Below are 24,227 nucleotides of genomic sequence, written 5' to 3'. Positions count from 1 at the left end.
ATTTGGTCTAGCACACAGGCTTACATTATCTATTATTTAAGTGGTAGGGACCAAGTTTCACTATGGTGGTGGCTGCTTGTTTGAATGACATCGAGCCCCATTGCTAACTGTTGGCCGACAGGGCCAACAAAATTAACGAGCTTTTGGAGAGTGCTGATGAAAGGCAAGAGTAAAGTCACCCAAGTACTGAATCAGATGTTGCTGTTAGAACTCACTTCAATCAATCAATACTTCTTACATGCCCGCATTTATAAAAACTGGGGATTAGAGGAGCTTAACGAGAAAGAATATAAAAAATCGATTCTCGACATGAAACAAGCCGATGATCTGATTGAACGTATCTTGTTTCTAGAGGCCCTTCCTAACCTGCAGCAGCTGAATAAATTGAGGATAGGTGAGCACACAGCAGAGATGATCCAGTGCGATAAAGAACTACAAGAAGAACAAATTGCGGCATTACGTGGTGCTATCGCCTTGTGTGAAACCGAAGAGGATTACGTCAGTCGGGAGTTACTCGAAGATATCTTAGAAGGTGAAGAAGATCACCTTGATTGGATCGAGTCGCAACAGTTCCTTATCGATGCCACAGGCATTGAAAATTACCAGCAAACCATGATGGAGGATTAACATGAAAGGTGCTCAGAATGTCATCAACCACTTAAACAAACAACTCACCCTTGAGTTAACCTCAATGGATCAGTATCTGGCTCATTCTAAGATGTATGAAGATTGGGGGATCAATAAACTCCATGAGAAGCTGGCTCACGAATATGAAGAGGAGTTGGAGCATGCAAAGCGCCTGACTCAACGCATATTGTTTCTGGAAGGCAAACCTGATACAGCCAGCAGGCAACCGATTAATGTTGGCGATAACGTCAAACAAATGCTGGAAAACGATCTTGCGGCAGAAAGAACCGTGGCGGAAAGCCTCAGAAAGATCATTGGGATCTGTGAGAAAGAGCAAGATTACATCAGCCGGGAAATACTCGAAGATCTACTCGATGATACCGAGATGGATCATATCTACTGGCTAGAACAACATCTTGGCCTGATAGACAAGATGGGAATTCAGAACTATGTGCAATCCCAGATGGGCAGCCAAGACAGTTAACTATCTGTATAATTAAGGAATACTGGTCACAAAGAGGTTTGAATAAAAATGGAGTATCTGAGTGCATACCTCTGGGTATGAATATCTAGATACTCCATCTTCTGTACTTATCGCAACAGAGTCAATAACGCTCAATGTTAAACGCCATACACTAATAATTGTTTAACGTTAAACCTAAGCCCATCGTCTAAGGCATAAATCGTCTGATTTATGTATCCAAGCAAGATGTCTTGCTCGGCGGGACTGACCTGTGAACAGGTCACCACTTTATACATCTCAAGGGCATCTGATTTATGAGCCAGTAGTGTCGGCACTGTGGATTGCTTTACACCTTGATAATGAGCCATTAGTGAACACTGTGACAGAATGCTTATGTTGTTTATTGCCTCTTTAAATCGGTGAGAACCCTGAGGTATTACAGAGTTAGCGGCTCTGGCCTGTGCATTTATAGAATCAGAATATTTAATTTCAAATAAGCTATCTTGAATGGACTGTGTCTGCATAAAATACCTCGAGGAATGGGATAACTCTGAGGCTATTATGTAAAAAGCTAGCTGAACCTTTGCTTAACCGTACGCTGTATCAGACTTTAGAATGAGTTCCTCATTTACTCGCTGAGCCCATAAGAAATTTACGGCATAAAAAAGCCCGCTTTGTCGCGGGATTTTTTATGCCGATGGAGTATCTTGTCTGAATCAGTTGAGTACCGTGTAGCCTCGGTTAATCATGCAATTTTTAACCACCATCTGTTTCTCAGCTTCATGGCTGGATTCATTTTGTCTCTTAGAGCGGTTTCTTCCCAGGGCGCCACCAACCACACCTATGGCCGCACCTGTTTTAGCACCATCGGTACCTGATCCTCCGGAAATAGCGCCAGCAGCCGCGCCTAGGGCTGCCCCTTTAGCTGCACCCGATACCAAACCACCTTCTGTTTGTTTTTTCTGGGCCTGCTGTGATAGTTCAGTACACTCATGCATATCGAAAATGTAATCTTTTTCATCAACACCAGATTTATCGATAATGACATTTGAAGCAGAGGCAGTTGTGTGGAACAGGAACAAACCTGCCATTAATAATACTTTCTTCATCGGGATACCTTAATTGTAATCACAATGTTAATAGGCTACTACGATCAGTATTAGCCGTAAACAGGAAGAGAGTAAGATAAAATGACTGAATGTAGACTTAATGATATATGAGTTAATTAAGTTATATCGCCTGTATAGGAGATATAAGATCACTGAGTTTATCAGAGATATTGAGTCATTTTCTATTGCAGAATTTCAACTGGGTGCAGTTTTTAGCTTCAAGTTAACCAAAATGAGATAAAAGCTTAATACCGCTTAATTCGGACCACCTTCATCACCTCAATTTCGAATCCCGCCACTTTCTCGGTTTCTGGATAATAGGTCATATTGACGCGGTTTCCCTTAAGGCATTTGAATTTCTTGGGGCGTCTGAACTTAAATGGCGCATCACAGCCCTCTATCATCACAGTATGTTGTACCCACTCTTCAACATCTCTTTGAGTATGAGAAATAATCTTTACCCCTTCTGAGTGTACTAGCTTGTCGTGTGTAGTGAGCATCTTATCTAATTGTGATTTCATTTTGTTCCCCTGTTGAGCAGTCGTTAATGATAGCAAGTACGGCGCTAATTCGCACTAAAGAGATCCAATATCAAACAGATAAATGCTGAACTAAGCTTAATAAGTAAAACCTGACAATAGACCAATAACAGGTGTTCTATGACCTCTATCAAAAATATGACCTTTCCCAGCGCTATCCTTATCGTGTTAACCCTGATATTTACGCTTCTATTTGCTAAGGAGACTCAGGCTGATCATTGGCTAAGGGTACTAACTTGGGAAGGATATGTGACTCCAGAGGACGTAGATAAGGTCAATACACTCTTAGATGAGAAGGGATATAAATATAAAATCGATATTGTCGCTCCCTATGCCCAGGGGGCGGAGCAGATGTTCGATATCATTCGTGCTAAGCAGTGTGATATCACCTTTCTCACTCTCTTCTTCATCAAGATGCAAAAAGAGAAAACGGCTAAATTGATTCAAGCCATAGATATCCACTCCCCCCGTTTAACGAATTATGCCTACCTTTATCCTAATCTCACTGGGCTGGACATGGGAATGAATAGCAAGAATCAACCCCTGTATATTCCCTGGGGCGGTGGTATATATGGTTTCTATATCGATAAAAATAAAGTGATGGAAGACGAGGTGCCTGAGTCAGTCGATGCACTCTGGCAAGATGAATGGCAAAATAAGTTCTCCTTAAACCAATCTCAGGAGTGGTATAACTTAGGTTTAGCCTTAATGAGACAGGGCCTCTCCCCCTTCTCTTTATACGAGGCATTGCTAGAGGAAGACCGCCAAGTTGTTAGAAAAATTTCTGATCCTAAGGGAGTAACGCAGCAACAGCTATCCTCTCTTTATCGAGCCGCTGGTGATTTCTGGAAAACCTCGCCTAAATTCCATAAGGATTTGCTGATTGTTAGTAGCTGGGGGCCTGAAATACACGCTGAAAATGAGAAAGGGGCTAATTGGCAGTTGATTGACTTCAAGGAAGGACACATGGCCTGGCTAGATACGATCAATTTCGTTAAGGGACTAAAAGGTAGGAAACTCGAAGCGGCGGAAATCTTTGCTAATTATTTTATTAGCAAACAGGTTCAAACTCGTGTGTCTCGAGAGCTCTCTATGGTACCAGCATCCAAACTAGCACCAGTCAATACTATGCTGGGTGATGCAAGCAAAATCCTTAAGGGAAATATGTTTGTGCCTCCCTATGATCATAGCTCCTACGAGATCATGAAAAAGATGACAAACAAAGCCAATCTAGATGCTAATCAGGATGCCAGCCAAGTGTCATTCTTTCCCTTTCATTAATACCCAGATTGGATGAGAAGAGCTAGCCATATCTGTCTCTTAGCCAGCCATAATGGTAATAAGCCCATTGACCCAAACGCCTCAGACCCGGCATAGGAAATACGGGTAAAGCCTGTCTGTAGAGAGGCAAGTCGGGAGTTTTATCACCTGCAATACTTTGGGCGAGACGAAATGCAGCCTGGGCGCTGAAGGAGACACCTGAGCCACAATAGCCCAAGCTATAACCGACCCCATCAGCTTGGTAAACATGGGGAATATCATCCATGGCGGCCGCAATCCACCCAGTCCAATTGTATGACACCCCGACATCCGCTAAAACAGGAAAACATTGGTTGAGTGCATATTTAAGTCTTTGTGCATACACGGGGTCCGATGCATCTTTACCAAATATGGCCCCACGACCACCAAACAAGAGACGATTGTCAGGCAATAATCGATAGTAATACTTCAGAATACGGGTATCCATGGTCACTTGATGGGTTTTGAGACCCGACTCACTCAATTGCTCCGCCGTCAGAGGCTCGGTGACGATAATATTACTTAATATGGGTAAGAATTTTCTATCGACTCGAGGATTAAACTGTTTAGGCGTATAGGCATTGCCCGCGGTCACTACGCGTTTTGCAAGCAACTCTCCTTGCTCGGTGATCAATCTATGCTTACCCAGCTCCTCGATCCACTGCTCGACACAAGAATTTTCATAGATCTTAATCCCTTGAGCTTCTACTAGCTGTTTATATCCCAACACTAACTTAAGTGGATTTATGCCAAAACCATCCGCTAGCCTCAGCGCCCCATAAGCTTGCTTATGGGCCATGTACTCATTGGTGAGTTGCTTTAAGGGGATAAATTCAGCCTGACCACCAAGCTCACGGGTAATAAACTCTGCGGTTTGCTTAAGTTGCTTGAGGGCCTTGGCATTATGGGCGATTTTAAGATAGCCAGGCTGCTGGGGCTCACACAATATCCTATTATCCTTGATAAGATCACTGACGCGCTCGACGGCCTGACTAAATTCACTATAAATGCCTTTCGCCGTATCCAGTCCCCACCGGTTGGCCATCTGGCTATAACCTAGTCGGCCTGAGCCTTTGAGTACGAATCCCGCATTACGGCCACTGGCACCGAATCCTATCCGATTGGCTTCTAATACGGTGGCATGAATATTAAATTCTGTTGCTAAATAATAGGCCGTCAGTAGTCCTGTGTAGCCTCCGCCTATGATGGCAACATCGGTTTGATTGGTGCCTGTGAGTGCTGGGCTTATTTGAGGCGGCGATGCTATGGTACTTGCCCAATAGGAGTCCGGCCAACTAAGGCCTCCAGGACCCGAGGCTAGAAGAGGGTCGAAAAGCTTGGAGTTAATAGGGTTCTGGGCCATGTTTTTCTTTATTTGAGGTCAGTTATTGAGGAATTAAGTGGTGACAGTGCTGCAGTATATCTGAGCCAGATCTAACTCAGACCTGAAACTGTTACTTGAAAATGAGCAACATTTCACAGGCGGTGCAGTGGCAATCTGCGCCACAGATCACACAGATATAATCAGGGTGTTCCTTGGTGTCATTCCATCTATCTGGATGTTCCTTTATCAGCATGGCACCAGCCTTGGTAAAATATCTCACCGCCGAGTTGTTCGGGCTCTGCTGCCATAAATGGCTTATTCCAGCTGTCGCTCCCTGCCGTTTGGTCGCTGCTATAGAGGCACTCAGCAGCTTGCCCCCTATTCCCACACCTCGATATGGCTCGGCTACGGTATTACACTTAAAGTAACAGACTCTTTGGGGTTCTATTCCCCATGCATGGGGGGTACACCATTTATCTGTTTGCCAATTTCCCGGTGCGTAAGTGAGACGAAATCCAATCAGTTTTCCATCTTGGTGGGCGACAAAATTTGCGTTTATCTCATCCTTGATCCCTTTTCGATATAGAGTTGCTAACGATGCCTCATCCAGATAGCCGTCACCATGAACCTGATTACCCAGTGAGATAACATCTGCAAAATGCTCTGGGCTTAACGTTTGAATCATAGTGCTCTCCTGCGAACCAATCGGTTTCGGTGAATATGTGAAGATAAGCTAAACAAAAATGCGAGATAAGTACATAGTTAGTCAGATTTCGCTGTGTTTTTTCTTTTACTCATCGAATCTCCTAAGACAAAATGTGTAAAAAATTTAATACGGCGATTCCTTGTTCAGGGTTTATCAAACCAGTATTTACCTGTAACGTTAGCGCCAATAAAAACAAAAGATGGGGAAATCTTTAAATGAAAAAATCATTATTATCGTTAGCCTTGCTAACCGCGCTGTCGGCATGCTCACCGGATGTTGAGATTAGCCACACTAAACCACAGGCCAGTCAAGATACTAAGACACTAGAAGCAACTGAAGTTGTTGCGGCTACTGATAAATATCAAGCCATGCTCGACAAATTTCTAACTGTGGACATGCAAGCCGATCTGTCCAGCTTAAGTGATATCGATAAGCAGGTCCTGCGTAAACTCATCTCAGTTGCAGATGTTCTGGACAAGGTGTATCTGGAGCAGACCTATGAAAATAATGCCGAGATAAGACAGCAGATCCAAGACTCTAAATTGACGAATACTGAACAATTACTCTCTCTCTATGACCTTCACTACGGTCCCTGGGATACACTGGAAGGTGATAAAACCTTCTTCGGTGATATCACTCGCCCAGAGGGCGCCGGGGTATACCCGACCGACATGACTAAGGCTGAGTTTAATCAATGGATCCAAGACCATCCTCAGGATGAAGCGGCATTCAAGAGTGGCTATACCGTGATTAAGCGCCAAGGCGATAAACTGGTCGCCATCCCGTACAGTCAGGCTTATGCAACAGATATGCAGCAGGCGGCGCTATTGATGCGCGAGGCCGCCGCCTTAACACAAGATGCTAGCCTAAAGACCTTCTTGTCTAAGCGAGCCGATGCCTTCCTCAGCGATGAATACCGCGACTCTGAGATGGCCTGGATGGATCTTGATGGCACACTTGAAGTGGCTATCGGCCCCTATGAGACATATACCGACAAGCTGTTCGGCTATAAGACCTTTTTTGAAGCTTTTATTACCGTGCGTAACCCAGAAGACAGTGCCAAGCTCGACGTGTATAAGCAATATCTTAAGGGGATGGAGCTAAACTTGCCTATTCCTGATGAACATAAGAATTTTCAGCGTGGTTCTGAGTCACCGATTTCTGTCGTGGATCAAGTTGCTGGCGGCGGTGATAACAAGCCAGCGGTGCAAACTACGGCCTTTAATTTACCTAACGATGAATATGTGCGTGAGGTAAAAGGCAGTAAAAAAGTCATGCTCAAAAACGTACTGAATGCTAAATACAAGGCGGTGATGCAGCCGATATCAGCCTTGATCATCGCCAAACCACAGCAGTCACTGCTTATGGAACGCTACTTCTTCAATGAGACCCTGTTTCATGAATTATCCCATGGCTTAGGTCCGGGAACTATCGTCAAGGACGGCAAAACCACCACAGTTTCCGAGCAACTACAAGAGACTTACTCTAAGATTGAAGAAGGTAAAGCTGATGTAATGGGTGCGTACAACATGTTGTTCTTGATGGATAAAGATGTGCTACCTAAGTCTGAGAAAAACAATATGTTAGTCACCTACTTTGCCGGATTATTCCGTTCAATGCGTTTCGGTGTGCATGAAGCTCATGGAGCCGGTGCGGCGTTTCAATACAACTATTTCAAAGAGAAGCAGGCATTCAGTTTCGATTCCAGTACACAAAGGTATACCGTTAATTTTGATAAGATGACCCAAGCAATCTCAGATCTTGTCCGGGATGTTTGTATGATCCAAGCCTTAGGTGATTATCAACAATCTAAGGACTTCTTAGCTAAATATGCCGTTATGGCCGACGAAGTTGCCGCTTTGAACGAGAAGATGGCACAAATCCCAACCGACATCAGGCCTAACTACCCTAAGATCTAATTGGTAGGCTTTATGCTATCCGGTATTAACGCCCCATGGTTTTTGATGACCATGGGGCGTTTTATTTGCTACTTTTTTATCCAAACGTTTATTTACTGTAATACCAGTGGAGCATTTGTTAATCAAAGGTTACTATTTGATCCATATGGAATAGTTTAGGATCAGGTATTAATGGAAAAGTTACCCCAAGAAGAGACGGGTGTACGTTTTAAGCAGGCCATCGACAAGCCCAAGAAGCTCATCATTATCATCTATCAATTTATTGCGAGAATACTAGGTACAATGAGTGGCCTGCTTGGCAGGCTAACGGTAGCCCAAAAGTTATACCTGTTAGCCCTCTTTTTACTCATATTTTCTGATAATTTTGGCATGGTCGCCATAGTGACTGTGGCAGCCTTAACTCTAGAATTTTGGCCCCTTTTTGAACGAGTCTGGCACAGTTTATCGGGTAAGGCCGTGTTACTCCTCTTCTATGCCGTGATAGCCAATTTCGCCATCGCTGGGGCGGCTTCCGTGGTCAATGAAGTCGTCGGGGTATCCACTGAGCATTTCTCATACACACATAACTTTGCCATCTTGCTGTATCTACCCGCCTGGATTATCGTCATGACGGCATTGGCCATATTGATGTTACAAGTGGCTGTGCCCTTCTATTTACTCTGTCTCTTGTTGCTAAAACCCTTCGGTGTAACGGGCCTTAAACTCATTAATCACAACCATTTCAGATTCACCACCATGTTCATCCGCCTTATTTTATCCTCGGTCGTGCTTTATCATCTGATGTTGATTACGAGCCTGGACGATGAGTTAAGCCAGGATCTTAGCGATCCAGATGGTCTGGTCATGAATGAGCTTTCCGCACAAGATAAAGAAGAGTTATCTAATGAGTTAACCAACCTGCGAGAAAAAGATAAAACCGACGATGCTTCCCTAACAATCGGCCTATCTTTTAACGGCAGTGATGCGGAGAAAAAAGAACAAGTGGACAACTATGAAAATGTCCGTGAGGATTATGAGAAAATGGTTAGAAGCATGATCGCCAGATTTGCTTATCAACTCGAGTCTGACAGCCGTTCACGTTGTGCCATTGCGCCAGGTAGTAATATCGTAGAGCTCAACGATTACGAAATTGTAGAAATACGCCGTGATAAAGCTGCCGATTATGGCTATAGCTTCGAGGTGAGGAAGTGCATTTCACCCGCATTTGGACTCGATAAGGCAAAGCCAAGAGCAAACTAGCTCATCCTATGCCAATAAACTGCAACAAGAGCGCAAATATAAGGTACTAATGTGAGTTAGTACCTTATATTTTTGTTATTGACTTATGATTTTCACACCAGACACCATGGATACCTGGTATTACCAAGGAATGTCTTGTCCACGAAAGTCTAAAAAACCACCGGTTTGACTCATGTCTAGCCCATCTAATACCCGCTTTAACCCGGTTACCGACTCTTGAACATCGATAAGACCATTGGGGCCTCCCATTTCGGTTCTCACCCAGCCAGGATGCAGGGCAACGACTGCGATGTTATCGTCTCTTAGATCAACCGATAGACTCTTAACCACTGAGTTAATTGCGGCTTTCGATGAACGGTATATGTAGGCACCACCACTGGTGTTATCACCCATGCTGCCCATTTTAGATGATAGAATCGCAAAGATACTCGAAGATACCAGTTTGAGGTTTGCTCTGAAGGCTTCTAATATTTTTAAAGGGGCGATTGAATTGATCTCAAAAACCCTGCGCCATTCTTCCACGTCAATATCTCCAAGGGTACTGCCCTTGGGCCCATAATAGCCCGCATTATTGATCAGCAGATCTATGGGCTTACCCTGCAAATTATCGGCAAGCTGCTGTAACGCCTGATAATCGGTGACATCCAGCTGAAAAACAGACAGGGATTCATTTTCTTCGAGCAGTTGTGTTAACTCGCCAGCTTGTTCAGGCTCGCGGCAACATGCTGTAACGTTCCAACCAGCCTGTAGATATTGTTTGACCATAGTCAGGCCCAAGCCTCGATTTGCACCGGTTATAAAGAGATGTTTAGCCATTAGTTTATTCCTTGGAAGGAGTAATGAGGAGAATCAAATGTAATTTTAGTTATAACCAGACTAATGTACACGCAAATCGTAAAATACCAAGTAAATCATAGAGATAACTTGAAAATCAGGCCTTAATATTTGCCAGGAATTCGTCTATTAAAACCGATAATTTATCATGAAAATGTTCTTCAAAATCATCTAAGTCACTTTTGAAATGATCCAGATATTGGGCAGCCTTGTCATGACTCAATTGTTTCTGATTCACCGAATACTGCATCTCTGGCAGGGATTTATCATAGCGTGGAAGTGGTAACCAGATAATGAAGTTGGCATCAACTTGTTTGAGTTCCTGATTGGCGAAACGGCAAAAATCGGCGATATGATCTAAACCGTCGGGCCCCAGGCAGCCAGGCTCTATTCTGCATAATACCGTTAGTCTCTTCTCTTTGGGCAAGGGGGTTGTTTTAGGCATTGATATAAACCAAACATAATCGGTCTGATAATTATAACGCTTATCCACTAAAGAGTAATCCAAAGCTTGTAACATAAATCTCTGTGATTAACGGTGAGAGCCGCAAACTATGCTGACAATCGAACCGTCGTCACACTTCTCGATTACATTAGTCAAATTGCCGACCAAGATCCCTTAATTGTCACTCCCTACTTTTCATCGGTAGTCACACACGAATATTACGATAAGTTTGGACGATACATAGAAAATGATTACAACGTATCCCAGCGCCCTTGGTGGAATGACCTGCTCAAACAGAACCTATACATCGAAGATCCTCAACGAGACCTATCAGGTAGACTGGCATTAGCCATGCGCCAGCCCTTGTATCGAAATAACACCCTGATTGGTAGTGCAGGCATGGATATTCAGATGACCGAGTTTACTTAGCAGTTAATGAAAATATCATAGACATCAGTGACAAGGCGGAGGAAAGTGTACAGCAGATCCAAAATGTAAATCGATCAATCAATAATACCGAGCGACAGACTGAGAAGTTAAATAGTCAGATCGCTCAGTTTACGATTTAATCATTGAAGATGTTACCGGAATAGGTAGATATTGATATAGGATCTCTGCCTATCCTGTACCCAATCTCAAAGATATAAGCTATCATCGGCGGTAAATATAACTTAAGTGATTAGCCTTGGAAATTGAAGATTTTATATCAAAAACAATCAGTTGTGATTCTATTATTCCTGTAGAAACCATTCAAACACTCTGGAGTGGTTATGGTGAGATAGTCCGTTATCGACTCGAAGGACAAACCTGTCCAGCCAGTATTATCGTCAAATCAATTCGTCCTCCCGAGCAGACTCAGCATCCTAGAGGTTGGAACACCTCGGCTTCTCATCAAAGAAAATTGCTCTCATACCGCGTAGAAGCAAATTGGTATCATAGCTGGTCCAAGATGTGTGATGAAGACTCTCGAGTCCCCACCTGCTATGGCTTATCATCCCATGACCAAGTCTATGCAGCAGTTTACGCCTATGATACTCACTCGACCTGCATCGAACGTGATAGTGCGGCTATTATCTTGCTTAGCGATCTCGATACCGAAGGTTTTCCCATTCGGCATCAGAGATTAACACTAGAGCAAGCTAAGGTGTGCATAGAATGGCTTGCGAATTTTCATGGACATTTCATGCAGGATTCGCCTCAAGTTAATTGGCCTGAAGGACTGTGGAAGATAGGCTGTTACTGGCACTTAGGTACCCGGGAAGATGAGTATCAAGCCATGCCAGACTCTAGCCTCAAGCAATCGGCTCACAGACTCGATGCACTATTAAACCAAACCCGTTTTAAAACACTTATTCATGGTGATGCCAAGGTGGCAAATTTCTGTTTCAGCGAGGACAGCTCACGAGTCGCCGCCGTAGACTTTCAATATGTCGGTGGAGGTTGTGGCATGAGAGATTTGGTGTATTTCATCGGCAGCTGTTTGTCTGAAGAAGAATGCAAGCAACACCATGCTTCCCTCACCCGCTTTTACTTTTTAAAACTTGATCAGGCATTAATTAACAGGTGTTCAGCAATAATGGCTAAGGATATTGAACGGGAATGGAGACCTCTTTTTGCGGTTGCTTGGGCCGATTTCCAACGATTTATTTTAGGCTGGGCACCCGATCACCACAAAAATAATGGTTTTAGCAGGTACATGACCAGTCAGGTCATTAAATAATTTCACTTAATAATCTGAATATTCAATTGGTCAAAATCATGATGAATAAAGGTGTACAGCTGAGTTATGACTAGATTAATTGGGCTCAAAAATTACCAATTTGTATCAAAGTCGACTAAACTTTGATACAAGAGAGCTAACGGATAAACGTAAATCGGCATAGCGCCAAGTGTGTCAAAGGACACTTTTCTTACTGTATCAGGGCTCTCTGCTTAGAGGATAAACTCGGCCTATAAAAATACTAGCTCATCACTCAGTTACGATACCTCCCCACCATTAGGTGTTTGTCGCAACCCGTCTGCTACTCAGATAACAATGATTAAGAGTACTGCTGATGATCTGTCGCTTTAAAGGATTCGACTTCGCTCAGCAAATTATCTATGGCTTGATCGAAACTGTCTAAACGTTCCTGCTCCATATAAGCTTTCAATTTTACGATCAGATCTTTACTCAGTTCAATATGAGACTTCTTCTGTCGCTTCTTAATCTGAGACAGTTCTTTGCGTACCATTCGCCAACCATAGTCGCTAAAATATTGATTCAAGCTCTGGTTTAATCGCGTTAAGGGATCAATTAAATTTGTCAGCTTCTTGCGCTCTTGTGTGACTTTTTGTAATAACTCCACCAGCGAAATATATTCTTTGTTTTGTTTCTCATCTGCAGTCACAACACTGGCACTAAACCAATCTGACTTCTGATCTATCTCAGCCGGGTGAATAAGACGATAGATAAGAGGTAAGGCAAATGTGAGTTCATCGACTTCGAGTAACAATAATTTCCTTCCCGCTTTAGGCGACTCTCCGTGATAAAGCCATGGATGTTTGCAGCTCATCCTATTCCCTTTCATCTTGTTCTACTTTTAATTTTGATTTTGATTTTAGTTTACTCTTGTTTTTTTAGAGTCTACTGCTCTGCACACCTGTTAGTAATAATGTCAAAAACAATAGTATGGTGCAACCATTATTATGTCACTAGAATCATATAACTTAAGTGATTAATCTGTTTGATTATTACTCTACGCACAGTCAATAAAATGGTTGCACCACTCTTTTATTTTACAATTCAATGCCAGTAATGCACCTAATCTATAGAAATAGAGTTGTTCGTTTTTACGGCTAATATCTCTGGTTAAGCCTTTATTAGCCGATATGTAATGATGAAAGTGTATCTATTCGGCAGCTAAATATGAATATATAAGGTTTATTGAATAGCTTAAAACTCTTTATTAGCTTGTAGCAGACATTTTCAGTATCAACTCCTGTTATAAACCGAACTTATCAATACACCACACATGCAGGTCATAATATCTTATATTCAGAATTGGTGAGATGACCGGTCATCTTTTAATATGCTCTTAGCAAATCCAGTTAAGTCACTACTCACTATTGTGCCCATCCGTAACCCTTTCCGACTCTCGTTAAATTTCCGCTTATTCTTATCTCCTCCTAAGTTTGTACTAAATTCATACTAAATCTTTCCCTACCAGTGATAATGACGATTATCACTGGTAGATATTGACAGCAAAAGCTATAATTTCGGCTCTGTTTCCAGGGAAAACATGCGTGATTTATCATGAATAAGCTCAGCATCAATCAGCGCCAAGTCACTAGTGATAAGAGTTTCTTCGAGGAGACGGAACTGCCGATCTCAATCTTGGATGATTTCAAGAGCGCCGCCAGTGAGACTGAATATGAAGTCGCGGCTAACACTCGCCGTGTCTATCGTTCTAGCTTCAATATATTTACTCAATATTGCCAGCATCATGGTTTGAGTAATCTGCCCGCGGACCCACGTTCGGTGATCTCATTTATAGGTCATCAGAAAGAACAAGTGCATCAAAAGACTGGCACACAATTTTCTAAGCAGACCATCACCACACGGCTGGCGGCTATCCGTTTCTATCATATTCAAGCCGGTTTTCATTCGCCAACCGAACACCCTCTGGTGATCCGGGTCATGCGTGGTTTAAGTAGAAATAAGCATAGGGTGACCACGGGTTATGATCAGCAGCCCATCATGTATGATGAACTCGAGTTACTGTTACAGACCATAGATAAACAGGGGCAAGAATTAACCAGGGCTCGAGATAAGGCCATTATTCAATTGGGTTTTCAAGGTGGGTTCCGTCGTTCTGAACTAGCGGAGATCCAGGTTAACCATGTCAACTTTCTTCGTAAAAAATTGAAAGTGAGATTGGCCTACTCTAAAAGTAATCAGCAGGGACACAAGGAGTGGAAAGACTTGCCCGAGTCGGAGCTCTTCTCGGCGTTCGGAGCCGTTAAACATTGGTTGGAAGTTTCACAATTAACCCAAGGTCATCTTTTTCGCTCTCTGTCTCGAGATGGTCAGCGGCTCAGACCTTACTCGGTAGCAAATAAAACCAGTGTCGATATCGATGATAATCCCCTCCAAGTAAACCGAGGTTTTTTGCGTGGCGATGATATCTACCAGATGATAAAGAAATATTGTGGTAAAGCGGGTTTAAGCCCAGAATTTTATGGAGCCCACAGTTTACGCAGTGGCTGCGTAACTCAGCTGCATGAAAACGATAAGGACCATCTGTATATCATGGCGCGTACCGGACACACAGATCCCCGCTCCCTGAGACATTATCTTAAACCTAAAGACTAGTCATAATCGTGCCCGCATAATTTATGCAGGCTAGAATCGACCAATAAAATGGTTACACCATTAAATAATTCTATGACTTAACTGGCTGACAAGATCGGTAGATTTAATTATAAAGTATAAGCAGTTAAAAGCTGACATAAAAAAGCGGAGCCCTAGGCTCCGCTTTGTTTCTGCTCTACTCTTTGTTTACTTAAAACTGAGTACTTAACACTTTCAGCTTCTATTAAACATTAAAGTTTTTGCAGATAACTGTCTACGCTAGCCTGTTCGCGAGTTTTTAACTTAACACAGTTTTTTACCTTTTCGTTGAGTTTGGCCAGAGTGCGCTTAAACTCAGGTGAAGTTTCAAGCTTAGGCTCGAAGAAACTATTGGTCTGCTCCAGTGCTTTGAGATCACAACCCGTACCTGTGTAGTTAGGCAACTTAGCCACTGAAAATGGCGGTAACTTAGCCTTAACGGCTTCGTAATTGCTGTACACCCAGTCTCGAAATAGGGCTTCTCGGACGGGTGTATAACTCTGACCCGTCATGATATATCTAAGATCAGGAGAGTTTAACTTATCGGTTAAGCTGTAATCCAATATGGCTTTTTGTTGTTTTGGCTCGGCAACATAACCTAAGGCTCTCATCAACTTAGTGCGTTTCTGTGGATTCTTAGTCGTCTCAAATGTTGTCTTAAACTCTTGAATTAACTTGTCATTACCAAAGTATATCGCGATCTGAAGTTGAGTACCTATCAGGTAGGCATCGACAGATTTATCACCTGCCAGGTAGGCCTGACTCGCGGTTTTAGCATCACGGATAACCGCTTTATCTTTTCCTTCAAATGCCAGGATAGCGATAAGACTAGGACGCAATTTACTTATCTCTATACTCTCACCGGACGTCGCCACCAGGCCATATTTATCGATGGCAACTTTCGCCTTAGCACTAATAAATTTAGCCCACTTGGCCTCATTGCTTTCATCGACAAAGGTCATCTTCTGGATCTGCAGATAACTCAGCGCCGAAGAGACGATTTGAGGATGGGCGTCATCGATAAATTCGCCCAAGATTGCCAAGAGATCACCGGCCGAGATGAAGCCACCGTCTAGCAGCGCATCGGCAGATGAAATAAGTGCCTTACGCTCCCTCGCCGTCAGCTTAGTTTTCGCATTGGCGAGCAAGTTAGCGAACTGCTTATCATCCAATAACCAACGGTAATATCCCATGGCATCGGCATCGGGATAGATCCAATCCGGAGTAAATTCTAGATCTAAGGTTTTCGTTTCACCGTCGAGCAATACAGTTGTCGATATTACCTTATCGCCCTTGCCATACTTAATAGATACAGGTACCATCCAGGTCTGATCCGGAGCCTTACTGCCGGCAAATACAAATCTTTGCTGAGAAAGCGTCAGTGATTGACCCTTTACATCAAGAGTGATTAACGGGTAAGAAGATTGCTCGATAAAAGTACTCAATACTTTACCCACATCTTTACCCGATGCCTTAGATAAGGCATTCCAAAGGTCATCGGCCTGGGTATTCTTAAAGGCATTATCCTTGATATATTGACGAATGCCTTGTTTAAAACTCTCCTCACCAATCCAGTTTTCTACCATGGATAAGACGGCGGATCCCTTACTGTAAGCTAGTCCTAAGCCATCCATGATATCGGCTTCAGTCTTAATGGGCTTACGAATAGGCTTAGTCGATAGTCGTGCATCCAGGCTCATGACACGGTTCTTCGATAAACGAAGGTCCGATTCAAATTCAGGATGTAGCTGATGGGTAACCTTAGCGGCCATCCAGCTGGCAAATGCTTCGTTTAGCCATAAATCATTCCACCACTCCATGGTAACTAAATTACCGTACCACTGATGGGCGAGTTCATGGGCCACTACTGAGACGGATGATTGTTTAGTATTTTGATTCGCAGTTTTTTCATCCAGAAGCAAGATATCTTCTCTATAGGTCACCAGGCCGGCGTTCTCCATGGCGCCGAATGGAAACTCAGGCACGGCAATCGAATCGAGTTTCTTATAGGGATAATCGACATCAAAATAAGATTCTAAAGCGCTAAGAATGGCTGGCATCTCTTTAACGGCATATTGGGCCAGTTCTATTTTCCCCTTGGTGGTGATCACTCGACTCGGGATTTTCATCCCCTCTAGGGTCACCTCTTCAAATTGACCCACCACGTAGGCGACCAAATAGGAGGGTAACGGCTTGGTCTGAGCAAAAACGTGAGTCGTTAACTGCCCTTCTACCTTAGTGCTTTCGACTGGAGTGTTACTGTAGACCTTCTCATTCGATGGCGCGGTAATGGTGATCTGGAATGGGATCTTATATTCAGGCTCATCAAATACCGGGAAGCTGCGACGGGCATCGCTCATCTCAAATTGAGTGAAGAGATAAGGTACACCGGCATCGACCGTCTTATATAAGCCCACAGATTGACGATTAAAAGGCGCGGTAAAATCCAGATGTAAGTTATAACTACCAGGCTTTATCTCCTGTTCACAGATAAGATTGACTATACCCGTATCTAACATCTTGGCCGTCATTTCACAGGCTTGCTGTCCTGAGAGTTGAATGTTTGTTGCGGTATAATCGACGCCATTAAGCTGAATGATCTTTGTTTTTTCAAGTACTTGTATCTTGATATCGGTACTGCCGGAAAAATCATCTTTAGTGGGATCTAAAGCCAAGCTGACAGCTTGAGATATTGGCTTTGTTTGTTTACTCAAGACAAATTCATCTGCCTGAATGACTCCACTGCCCAATAGAGACACTGTCACCAATCCGGTGGTCATAACTCGATACATATCCATTCCCTTTTATCATGTTACTGTGCTGAAATTACTGAAGCGGTTAAACGAAAATGGTGACAAATAAACAAGAAAAATCTGGGGGTAAGCCCAGACAAAAGTCACATCGTTTAACATAATTGGCGTGATTTTAACAAAAGAGATGCAGATAAAGCTATAGCAGAAACCTAGACTTACAACTTGGTGGGATTAGAACGGACTCTTGGACTCTATTGTCATTGGCACACCGGAAACGGGGTGTTCAAAATACAAGCGAGATGCATGCAGCATCAAACGGTTAGACATAAAATATGCTTCATCCGTCGCATACAGATCGCAGCCCAAGATTGGATGGCCCAGATGTTGACTGTGTAATCTCAGTTGATGAGTGCGGCCCGTTACAGGCTCAAATTCAACCCGAGTCACTTGTCGATCTCCCGCCCTGGTATCATCGAGAAAGAAGTTATCGTTATCAGTCTGAATAAATCGTGATATCACCCGATATTGTGATTGCGCCGGCTTACCCGTAACTTGGCATAACTTCATCAGGGGGAAATTCTCAATATCCTTTGCTATTCCACAGTCTACCAAGCCTGAGTCAGACTCAAGATTGCCGTGCAGTAAGGCTGTATAACGTTTACTGACTCGCCGCTCACTGAACTGCTTGCATAACAAGGCATTAATCTGTTTGTTCATGGCGAGTAGCATAATACCGGAAGTGCCAAAGTCGAGGCGATGGATCAAAGTACAGGTCGGATAGTCCTGAACTAATCGATAATGAACGGAGTCAATATTCAGTGGATGTTTACCCGACAGGCTCAGTAAGCCGCTAGGCTTATCGATCACTAAGATATGTTCATCCCGGAAGAGGACATTAATGTCATCGAGACATTTGGGCACGATAAAAGGGTCTGCTTGTGGCTGCATAATGGCTTGTAGGTAAATAACATCTTAACTGGGTACGAATATTACCTAATATCGTCCCAAGACTAAAGCTTACAGCCAACAAGATATTGTCTAATTTGCGTTATAACGCTTTGCTTAAGGAAGATTTTAGATCTAGCCGAAGACGCTTACTTATGAGGTATTGTTTAATACTCTAGTTTAATTTAGGACAAATATATGGCTGCAACACCTAGCTGTATATAAGCTGAATGAATTATGTAAACCAGTTCTTTGTATGACAATCTGACTTGGCCGAGCTCATAAAGATGTTAATATCGTTATCAAATGCTTAGGTCTATGGAATCTTGATGTTAAAACCTACACTCATCATATTCAGTTTGTTATCACTGTTATTCATCTTCATGTTGTCAGCCTTTACATCCAAAGGCTACATGCTGACAACACAGCTAACCTTGAACGGTGTACAAGCGGGACCCACTGAAATTCACCTCGATAACGGTGAAACTAGCGAGTTTCCAGTGACACTGAAGGACTACAATTATATACGTTATACCTTATCCGAGAATCAGAAACAGGTCGATGTCACCGCTCAACTTATTTTCCGCCAAGGTGATTTTCGCAATACCAACACCTTGCCCAGTTTTTCTCTGATCCCCGCTGGACAAAAGGCTTCCATGGAATATAAGGCCGAAAAAAATGGGCCAAACATACATTGGACCGTTTCTGTCGCACCCACTGAGTAATACCGATTGGTATAAGACACTCGATTAGAGTAAAAAGCCCTGATTCATCATCAGGGCTTTTTATTTTCTATATTTTGGTGAGCTCAAACTGTAAATTAATGGCTGGCGGTTAAAGACAAGCCACTAAAGGTGCTGTAGCCCCTTAGCATGATGTGATACATACCAGACTGATTGACATTGAAGGAACAAGTTTCTGTGTTGCCATTCTTATAGGGGCGGCAATCGTAGGAGCTAGTGGTCGGCGCACTGCCCGCCTTCACGTACAGATCCGCATCACCATTACCACCTGTGGTACTCACGGTTAACTGTGAACCCGCCTCGATATAGACCTTGTAAGTTTGCTCTGATCCACTTCCCCCACTAATCTCTGTCACTGCAACGCCGTTTGTTAAACAATTTGCATCGGTGCAGTTTCCGCCACCACCTCCGCCAGTTGAATAGCTGGCATTAAGACTCGCATTCGAATAAGTACTGTAACCATGTACCATCACATACCATTTACCGGCTGCTGGATTATTGAAGCTACAAGACTCGTTATTCCCACCTTTATAAGGGCGACACTGATAACTGTTCAAGGTCGGCTTACTGCCCTGCTGTACATAGATATCTGCATCACCACTACCACCTGACAGATTAACAGAGAGTGAAGTAGCACCTGCAGGCACGTCGATAAAGTAGTTATTCTCTGAGCCCGTAGCACCGCTGGTGCTAACACTCTGATTATTGGTCAGCTCAGTCTCATCGACCGGGCAATTATTACCACAACCGCCACCAGCACCTTCGAGGGCAAACAATAACTCGTTCGGTGAGCCAGATTTGGCATCGGTTACCTTACCGGAGCTGGCTCTGGACGAGAGTAAAGCGTCAATCTCAGAGGGAGAAAGCGAGGGGGTTTGATCCAGATAGAGTGCTGTAACACCCGCGACATGGGGCGCAGCCATCGAGGTACCACTGATGGTGTTAGTCGCAGAGTTAGAGTTGTACCAGGCTGATGTGATGCTTGAACCCGGTGCATAGATATCTAAACAGCTACCGTAATTGGAGAAGCTTGAACGACTGTCGCTGCTGGTTGTCGAGCCAACGGTAATCGCATCCACGGCTCTGGCAGGCGAATAGTTACAAGCATTAGTGTTATCGTTACCGGCGGCCACCACGAAGGTGATCCCTGCAGCAACAGCTGCATTTACCGCATCGTCTGTGGCTTGTGATGCGCCGCCCCCTAGGCTCATGTTGGCAACCGATGGGCCCTGAGCATTATTCTTCACCCAGTTAATACCCGATATTACCCCTGAGTTGCTGCCCGAGCCACTACAGCTGAGAACCCGAACGCCCACTACGCTGACATTTTTAGCCACGCCGTAAGTAGAGCCGCCTATAGTACCGGCCACATGAGTACCATGACCGTTACAGTCGGTGGCATCGTTGTCATTATCGATAAAGTCATAACCACTGCTGGCACGGCCACCGAATTCATTATGAGTGGTCAATACGCCGGTATCGATAATATAAGCCGTGACGCCGCTGCCATCGAAATCGTAATGGTAATTACCATCTAAGGGCAAGTCCCTTTGGTCTACCCTATCCAAACCCCAGGTCGGACTGCCTTGATCACCCGCAGCGCTAACCATAGGGTTAATAGACATCATCTGATCTTGTTCGATGTATTTAACATTTGGATCACTGCGCAGGGCCATGATCTCTTTCTTACTACCACTGACCAATACACCATTCAGTGCACTACCGAAATTGTTCTTTACGTTTATATTGAAACGATTAGCTAACTGCTGACCTTGCTGGATGGCATAGCTCTGAATCGACATCTGATCTGAAAGGTTGAGCACACTGGGTGTGTTGAACACCACAATATAGGTATCTTTAATAGCACGTGATTGTTCGACCTCAATCATCTGCGCTTGATACTCTTGGGCTTGAATAGAGACCGATGCTAATCCTGCAGTGACCGCTATTGCTATCAGTTGTTTCTTATACATGGTTTAACTCCATTTTTATTAATTGTGCCTCAGGGGCATAATTAACCTAGTTCATTTAATGAACAGATCAAATGAGAGTGTGAAAAACAAGCACAGGATACATCTAATTTATTGTAACAATCTCTTTACATGATTGGTAATAACAAAAACCACACATTTACTAATGATTTGAAACCATGGTTTTATCATTAACAAGCTAATTAGATATTCTTAGAAGATAATTAAATAATATTGGTTGTAAGTATTTGTTTTATTATAGCGCTTATAATTTCATCATTTTAACATCACAATTATGATAACAATTTCACAGAATTAAGATATTACTTCGTTTTTACTAGACCAGTTAACCCTAGTAAGTAAAAAGTATTAATCATGTGTTTTATGATGTTTAATTTAATTTAATCCCTTGAGTTGGGGTTTTAGAGAATAATCTTAAAGATACATAAAAGTGAATCTGACACAATAAACTGAACATAAGGTACTATATTCAGTTTATTTATGACAGTGTTCCAATGAGCGCTTATAAATTAAATTTTATTACGACGTGTCTAAAAGTCGCCATTATCAACGGGTCTTTTATAAGACCTTTTCGTAATAGACTAATTCCAGATCACCCAATGGGTCTTTGTGAATGTCTTTCTTAAGAAAGCTCATCCCTAGCTTCTCCATGATCTTAATCGAACCTAGATTCTCTTCGAACGCGATGGCCGAAGCCTTGTTGATCTTATCCGGTGCAGTAACCACATCCATCACCGCCCTTGCCGCCTCAGTTGCATACCCTTTACCCCATGCAGCTTGTTTGAAACGCCAGCCAAGTTCAAGATTATCCCATGCAGGCTCATCATTAAAAAAATCCATGGGTCTCACCAATATCCAGCCCAAATAGAGGTGAGCCTCTAGAGTATCAGAAGGTTTAGCTGTCACCTTCCAGATCCCCCAACCTTCATCCTCATTGGCATAGCTTTCGAGCCTGGGGATCGAGATTCTACGAATATCTTCCATAGTAGTCTTGTGTCCGCCATTGATGTAGAGCATCACGTCTTCATCTTGATCAAGCTCGAACAAGGCTTCGGCATCCTTACGGGTCATGAAATGAAACTCGAGTCTGTCTGTATCCGGAATTCTCATGCATTTGTCCTCTCTACTCTTTTCTACTCTCTTGACTAAGCATAAAGCATTTAACACAACATTGGATTTAGCGAGCAGATAACCCAGTTTATTAATTAGAATGTCCGTCTGAGATTCCTTTCTAAAGGCAGCCAACTCCAAAATATGAAAAAAATTACCGGCCAAACCCATTAACAACTTATGCACGCTTTATGCGCTAACTATTCAAAATGTAAAATATAACCCCGAGATATTTTTAACATCCATTCAAAATTATGAATATAGATTCACACCCAATACCTAAAAGGGTCAAACGACTCACTTGAAATAAGCGTTTAAGAATGGGTGTTGAGAGTGAGTACTGAGATTGAGTCATTCTATCCACTTAACAGACCAAACGGGTCGAGATAACGGCTAACTCATACTCAAATGATCAAATACAACTAAACTTAACTAGATATCTTGAGTCATGGTGAGAGAATCAAATGCCCAGTCCAACAGAGGAACTTCAACACCTGGTCGACGTCATAGCGGCAAGTGTTGCCATCGTCGAACAAAAGAAAAACAGATCAGGTAAGGGTAAACAGTTTCGTGTGGTCGCCCATAATGAACTCTTTCTGCGTATGCTTGGTAAAAATAAACCTAGAAGTGTAACTCTCAAAACTTGCCTATTGGACAGCTTAACTTCAACGAGTGTCTCACAAATTTTCAATACCTACTTACCACAAGTTTTTACCACCCTAGAACCCATAGAGATAGAGCAAACATTTGAATTAACCTCTAAGTCCCCCTGGTGGCGACTATTCTTAAATCCGATGGAAAATATGCCTAATCAACCCCAGAGGGTGATGATCATAGGCATTCATATGAGTGATAAACAAGAATTACAAAATGAGATAAATAATGCTAGTACCAGATTTAGCTCAGTGATAGATGCCGCCTTCGATGGTATTATCACTATGGATGATAAACAAAGAATCCAACTATTTAATCATGCATCAGAAAATATATTTGGCTACTCTGCTAATGAAATAATAGGTAAAAGTATTACTAAACTCATGCAAAAGAAGTTTAGATCCAGTCATTCAAATTATATCAAACAATTTGCAGACTCTGACATTCAATCCAGAGACATGTTATCTCGGGTCATGATAATGGCAGTAAAAAAAGACAAGAGTGAGTTCCCCGTTGAGATAACCATATCCAAGATATCAATCAATGGGAAAATAGAATTTACCGCTATTATTCGTGATATATCTAACCGAATAGCCTTTATAGAAAAACTACAACATCAGGTAAATACAGATAATTTGACCGGACTTTATAACCGAAATTACTTTGATACTCAAATAAAAGATATTTATCATCAATATAAACGCTTCGGTCATAGCTTCTGTGTATTGATGCTAGATCTTGATAAATTCAAAGTGGTGAACGATACCTATGGGCATCTTATTGGCGACAAGGTATTACAAGAGTTTGCTAAAAAAGCACAAGAAGTGTTAAGAGAGGTCGATCTATTAGTCAGATTTGGCGGTGAAGAATTTATTGCACTGCTGCCTAATACTCAGCTTGAAGCTGCAAAAGACGTTGCCAATCGTATTCGAAATTGTATATCCCAGCAGATGGTGTTAAGTCAAAACCATGAACCCGTCACGTTTACCGTTAGTATAGGTGTAGCCGAGATTGCTACAGATGATGATACAGAGTCGATAGTCAAACGAGCCGACGAAGGCCTCTATCGGGCCAAGAAGAGCGGCAGAAACCGAGTATCAGATTAACGTTATACGCGAGCTATAACAGTAAAAGATGAGCGCTTCGCTTGAAGTAGCT

The 24,227-nt window shown here is 42.8% G+C and carries 22 protein-coding genes; 10 read left to right on the top strand and 12 right to left on the bottom strand.

The annotated features are described in order from the left end of the window. Positions 1–156: 156 nt before the first annotated feature. Both bfr (FS373_RS15080) and bfr (FS373_RS15075) read left to right on the top strand, forming a co-directional pair. Positions 157–627, top strand: coding sequence for a bacterioferritin (gene bfr, locus FS373_RS15080; RefSeq protein ID WP_144046538.1), 471 nt, complete (start codon positions 157–159; stop codon positions 625–627). Between the two features lies 1 nt (position 628). Continuing rightward, a complete protein-coding gene (bfr, locus tag FS373_RS15075; RefSeq protein WP_152829766.1) occupies positions 629–1,111 on the top strand; it encodes a bacterioferritin in 483 nt (160 codons plus the stop codon). Between the two features lie 137 nt (positions 1,112–1,248). Here bfr (FS373_RS15075) and FS373_RS15070 read toward each other — a convergent pair whose 3' ends face one another. The 3 genes from FS373_RS15070 to FS373_RS15060 form a co-directional block, all read right to left on the bottom strand. Beyond that, positions 1,249–1,458: a hypothetical protein gene (locus FS373_RS15070; RefSeq protein WP_152829765.1), complete on the bottom strand. Its 210-nt coding sequence runs from the start codon at positions 1,456–1,458 to the stop codon at positions 1,249–1,251. A gap of 348 nt (positions 1,459–1,806) precedes the next feature. Next, the gene (locus tag FS373_RS15065) at positions 1,807–2,199 is read right to left on the bottom strand and encodes a glycine zipper family protein (RefSeq protein WP_144046535.1); all 393 of its coding nucleotides are present in this window, start codon (positions 2,197–2,199) and stop codon (positions 1,807–1,809) included. 245 nt (positions 2,200–2,444) lie between these two features. Continuing rightward, positions 2,445–2,720 carry a hypothetical protein gene (locus FS373_RS15060; RefSeq protein ID WP_144046534.1) on the bottom strand — a complete coding sequence of 92 codons (276 nt, stop codon included), beginning with the start codon at positions 2,718–2,720 and terminating at the stop codon, positions 2,445–2,447. A gap of 138 nt (positions 2,721–2,858) precedes the next feature. On the opposite strand from FS373_RS15060, the gene FS373_RS15055 reads away from it, so the two are divergent. After that, on the top strand, positions 2,859–4,019 hold the full coding sequence (locus FS373_RS15055) for an ABC transporter substrate-binding protein (RefSeq protein ID WP_227992809.1): 1,161 nt from the start codon (positions 2,859–2,861) through the stop codon (positions 4,017–4,019). A 22-nt stretch (positions 4,020–4,041) separates the two neighbouring features. Here FS373_RS15055 and FS373_RS15050 read toward each other — a convergent pair whose 3' ends face one another. Together FS373_RS15050 and FS373_RS15045 are read right to left on the bottom strand one after the other, a co-directional pair. Beyond that, on the bottom strand, positions 4,042–5,400 hold the full coding sequence (locus tag FS373_RS15050; protein WP_152829764.1) for an NAD(P)/FAD-dependent oxidoreductase: 1,359 nt from the start codon (positions 5,398–5,400) through the stop codon (positions 4,042–4,044). 91 nt (positions 5,401–5,491) lie between these two features. Then, positions 5,492–6,046 (bottom strand): GNAT family N-acetyltransferase, encoded by a 555-nt coding sequence (locus FS373_RS15045; RefSeq protein ID WP_144046532.1) that lies wholly within the window; start codon positions 6,044–6,046, stop codon positions 5,492–5,494. Positions 6,047–6,282: 236 nt separating this feature from the next. Here FS373_RS15045 and FS373_RS15040 point away from each other — a divergent pair, with 236 nt between their 5' ends. Both FS373_RS15040 and FS373_RS15035 read left to right on the top strand, forming a co-directional pair. Next, on the top strand, positions 6,283–7,986 hold the full coding sequence (locus FS373_RS15040; protein ID WP_144046531.1) for a dipeptidyl-peptidase 3 family protein: 1,704 nt from the start codon (positions 6,283–6,285) through the stop codon (positions 7,984–7,986). A 171-nt stretch (positions 7,987–8,157) separates the two neighbouring features. Continuing rightward, on the top strand, positions 8,158–9,225 hold the full coding sequence (locus tag FS373_RS15035; RefSeq protein WP_152829763.1) for a hypothetical protein: 1,068 nt from the start codon (positions 8,158–8,160) through the stop codon (positions 9,223–9,225). Positions 9,226–9,345: 120 nt separating this feature from the next. Here the strand turns inward: FS373_RS15035 and FS373_RS15030 are convergent, their stop codons facing one another. Both FS373_RS15030 and FS373_RS15025 read right to left on the bottom strand, forming a co-directional pair. After that, positions 9,346–10,041, bottom strand: a complete 696-nt coding sequence (locus tag FS373_RS15030) for an SDR family oxidoreductase (RefSeq protein WP_152829762.1) — start codon at positions 10,039–10,041, stop codon at positions 9,346–9,348. A gap of 115 nt (positions 10,042–10,156) precedes the next feature. Further along, on the bottom strand, positions 10,157–10,504 hold the full coding sequence (locus FS373_RS15025; RefSeq protein ID WP_144046528.1) for a hypothetical protein: 348 nt from the start codon (positions 10,502–10,504) through the stop codon (positions 10,157–10,159). Between the two features lie 93 nt (positions 10,505–10,597). On the opposite strand from FS373_RS15025, the gene FS373_RS15020 reads away from it, so the two are divergent. After that, positions 10,598–10,933, top strand: coding sequence for a hypothetical protein (locus FS373_RS15020; RefSeq protein WP_152829761.1), 336 nt, complete (start codon positions 10,598–10,600; stop codon positions 10,931–10,933). A 256-nt stretch (positions 10,934–11,189) separates the two neighbouring features. After that, the gene (locus FS373_RS15015; RefSeq protein ID WP_194165857.1) at positions 11,190–12,224 is read left to right on the top strand and encodes an oxidoreductase family protein; all 1,035 of its coding nucleotides are present in this window, start codon (positions 11,190–11,192) and stop codon (positions 12,222–12,224) included. Between the two features lie 319 nt (positions 12,225–12,543). On the opposite strand, the gene FS373_RS15010 is transcribed toward FS373_RS15015, so the two are convergent. Beyond that, positions 12,544–13,056 (bottom strand): hypothetical protein, encoded by a 513-nt coding sequence (locus FS373_RS15010; protein WP_144046526.1) that lies wholly within the window; start codon positions 13,054–13,056, stop codon positions 12,544–12,546. 740 nt (positions 13,057–13,796) lie between these two features. Here FS373_RS15010 and FS373_RS15005 point away from each other — a divergent pair. Then, a complete protein-coding gene (locus tag FS373_RS15005) occupies positions 13,797–14,855 on the top strand; it encodes a tyrosine-type recombinase/integrase (RefSeq protein WP_144046525.1) in 1,059 nt (352 codons plus the stop codon). Positions 14,856–15,085: 230 nt separating this feature from the next. On the opposite strand, the gene FS373_RS15000 is transcribed toward FS373_RS15005, so the two are convergent. Together FS373_RS15000 and FS373_RS14995 are read right to left on the bottom strand one after the other, a co-directional pair. Beyond that, complete coding sequence (locus tag FS373_RS15000; protein WP_152829760.1) at positions 15,086–17,665, bottom strand: M1 family metallopeptidase; 2,580 nt, start codon at positions 17,663–17,665, stop codon at positions 15,086–15,088. A 192-nt stretch (positions 17,666–17,857) separates the two neighbouring features. Next, on the bottom strand, positions 17,858–18,574 hold the full coding sequence (locus FS373_RS14995) for an RluA family pseudouridine synthase (RefSeq protein WP_152829759.1): 717 nt from the start codon (positions 18,572–18,574) through the stop codon (positions 17,858–17,860). 326 nt (positions 18,575–18,900) lie between these two features. Between FS373_RS14995 and FS373_RS14990 the strand changes: the two genes are divergently transcribed. Further along, the gene (locus tag FS373_RS14990; protein WP_144046522.1) at positions 18,901–19,296 is read left to right on the top strand and encodes a hypothetical protein; all 396 of its coding nucleotides are present in this window, start codon (positions 18,901–18,903) and stop codon (positions 19,294–19,296) included. 95 nt (positions 19,297–19,391) lie between these two features. On the opposite strand, the gene FS373_RS14985 is transcribed toward FS373_RS14990, so the two are convergent. Together FS373_RS14985 and FS373_RS14980 are read right to left on the bottom strand one after the other, a co-directional pair. Beyond that, positions 19,392–21,287 carry a S8 family peptidase gene (locus FS373_RS14985; protein ID WP_144046521.1) on the bottom strand — a complete coding sequence of 632 codons (1,896 nt, stop codon included), beginning with the start codon at positions 21,285–21,287 and terminating at the stop codon, positions 19,392–19,394. Between the two features lie 576 nt (positions 21,288–21,863). Next, positions 21,864–22,415: a GNAT family N-acetyltransferase gene (locus tag FS373_RS14980; RefSeq protein ID WP_144046520.1), complete on the bottom strand. Its 552-nt coding sequence runs from the start codon at positions 22,413–22,415 to the stop codon at positions 21,864–21,866. A gap of 464 nt (positions 22,416–22,879) precedes the next feature. On the opposite strand from FS373_RS14980, the gene FS373_RS14975 reads away from it, so the two are divergent. Then, positions 22,880–24,175 carry a sensor domain-containing diguanylate cyclase gene (locus FS373_RS14975; RefSeq protein WP_152829758.1) on the top strand — a complete coding sequence of 432 codons (1,296 nt, stop codon included), beginning with the start codon at positions 22,880–22,882 and terminating at the stop codon, positions 24,173–24,175. Positions 24,176–24,227: the final 52 nt, after the last annotated feature.

Source organism: Shewanella sp. YLB-07, assembly GCF_009377275.1.
The sequence above is the reverse complement of the archived record's forward strand: the minus strand, read 5'-3'. Positions and strand labels throughout refer to the sequence as shown.

What these genes read in the sequence shown, in the direction of transcription:
- bfr (WP_144046538.1), top strand. Translation starts at nt 157, where the DNA reads ATGAAAGGCAAGAGTAAAGTCACCCAAGTACTGAATCAGATGTTGCTG.
- bfr (WP_152829766.1), top strand. Translation starts at nt 629, where the DNA reads ATGAAAGGTGCTCAGAATGTCATCAACCACTTAAACAAACAACTCACC.
- FS373_RS15070 (WP_152829765.1), bottom strand. Translation starts at nt 1,458, where the DNA reads ATGGCTCATTATCAAGGTGTAAAGCAATCCACAGTGCCGACACTACTG.
- FS373_RS15065 (WP_144046535.1), bottom strand. Translation starts at nt 2,199, where the DNA reads ATGAAGAAAGTATTATTAATGGCAGGTTTGTTCCTGTTCCACACAACT.
- FS373_RS15060 (WP_144046534.1), bottom strand. Translation starts at nt 2,720, where the DNA reads ATGAAATCACAATTAGATAAGATGCTCACTACACACGACAAGCTAGTA.
- FS373_RS15055 (WP_227992809.1), top strand. Translation starts at nt 2,859, where the DNA reads ATGACCTCTATCAAAAATATGACCTTTCCCAGCGCTATCCTTATCGTG.
- FS373_RS15050 (WP_152829764.1), bottom strand. Translation starts at nt 5,400, where the DNA reads ATGGCCCAGAACCCTATTAACTCCAAGCTTTTCGACCCTCTTCTAGCC.
- FS373_RS15045 (WP_144046532.1), bottom strand. Translation starts at nt 6,046, where the DNA reads ATGATTCAAACGTTAAGCCCAGAGCATTTTGCAGATGTTATCTCACTG.
- FS373_RS15040 (WP_144046531.1), top strand. Translation starts at nt 6,283, where the DNA reads ATGAAAAAATCATTATTATCGTTAGCCTTGCTAACCGCGCTGTCGGCA.
- FS373_RS15035 (WP_152829763.1), top strand. Translation starts at nt 8,158, where the DNA reads ATGGAAAAGTTACCCCAAGAAGAGACGGGTGTACGTTTTAAGCAGGCC.
- FS373_RS15030 (WP_152829762.1), bottom strand. Translation starts at nt 10,041, where the DNA reads ATGGCTAAACATCTCTTTATAACCGGTGCAAATCGAGGCTTGGGCCTG.
- FS373_RS15025 (WP_144046528.1), bottom strand. Translation starts at nt 10,504, where the DNA reads ATGCCTAAAACAACCCCCTTGCCCAAAGAGAAGAGACTAACGGTATTA.
- FS373_RS15010 (WP_144046526.1), bottom strand. Translation starts at nt 13,056, where the DNA reads ATGAGCTGCAAACATCCATGGCTTTATCACGGAGAGTCGCCTAAAGCG.
- FS373_RS15005 (WP_144046525.1), top strand. Translation starts at nt 13,797, where the DNA reads ATGAATAAGCTCAGCATCAATCAGCGCCAAGTCACTAGTGATAAGAGT.
- FS373_RS15000 (WP_152829760.1), bottom strand. Translation starts at nt 17,665, where the DNA reads ATGTATCGAGTTATGACCACCGGATTGGTGACAGTGTCTCTATTGGGC.
- FS373_RS14995 (WP_152829759.1), bottom strand. Translation starts at nt 18,574, where the DNA reads ATGCAGCCACAAGCAGACCCTTTTATCGTGCCCAAATGTCTCGATGAC.
- FS373_RS14990 (WP_144046522.1), top strand. Translation starts at nt 18,901, where the DNA reads ATGTTAAAACCTACACTCATCATATTCAGTTTGTTATCACTGTTATTC.
- FS373_RS14985 (WP_144046521.1), bottom strand. Translation starts at nt 21,287, where the DNA reads ATGTATAAGAAACAACTGATAGCAATAGCGGTCACTGCAGGATTAGCA.
- FS373_RS14980 (WP_144046520.1), bottom strand. Translation starts at nt 22,415, where the DNA reads ATGAGAATTCCGGATACAGACAGACTCGAGTTTCATTTCATGACCCGT.
- FS373_RS14975 (WP_152829758.1), top strand. Translation starts at nt 22,880, where the DNA reads ATGCCCAGTCCAACAGAGGAACTTCAACACCTGGTCGACGTCATAGCG.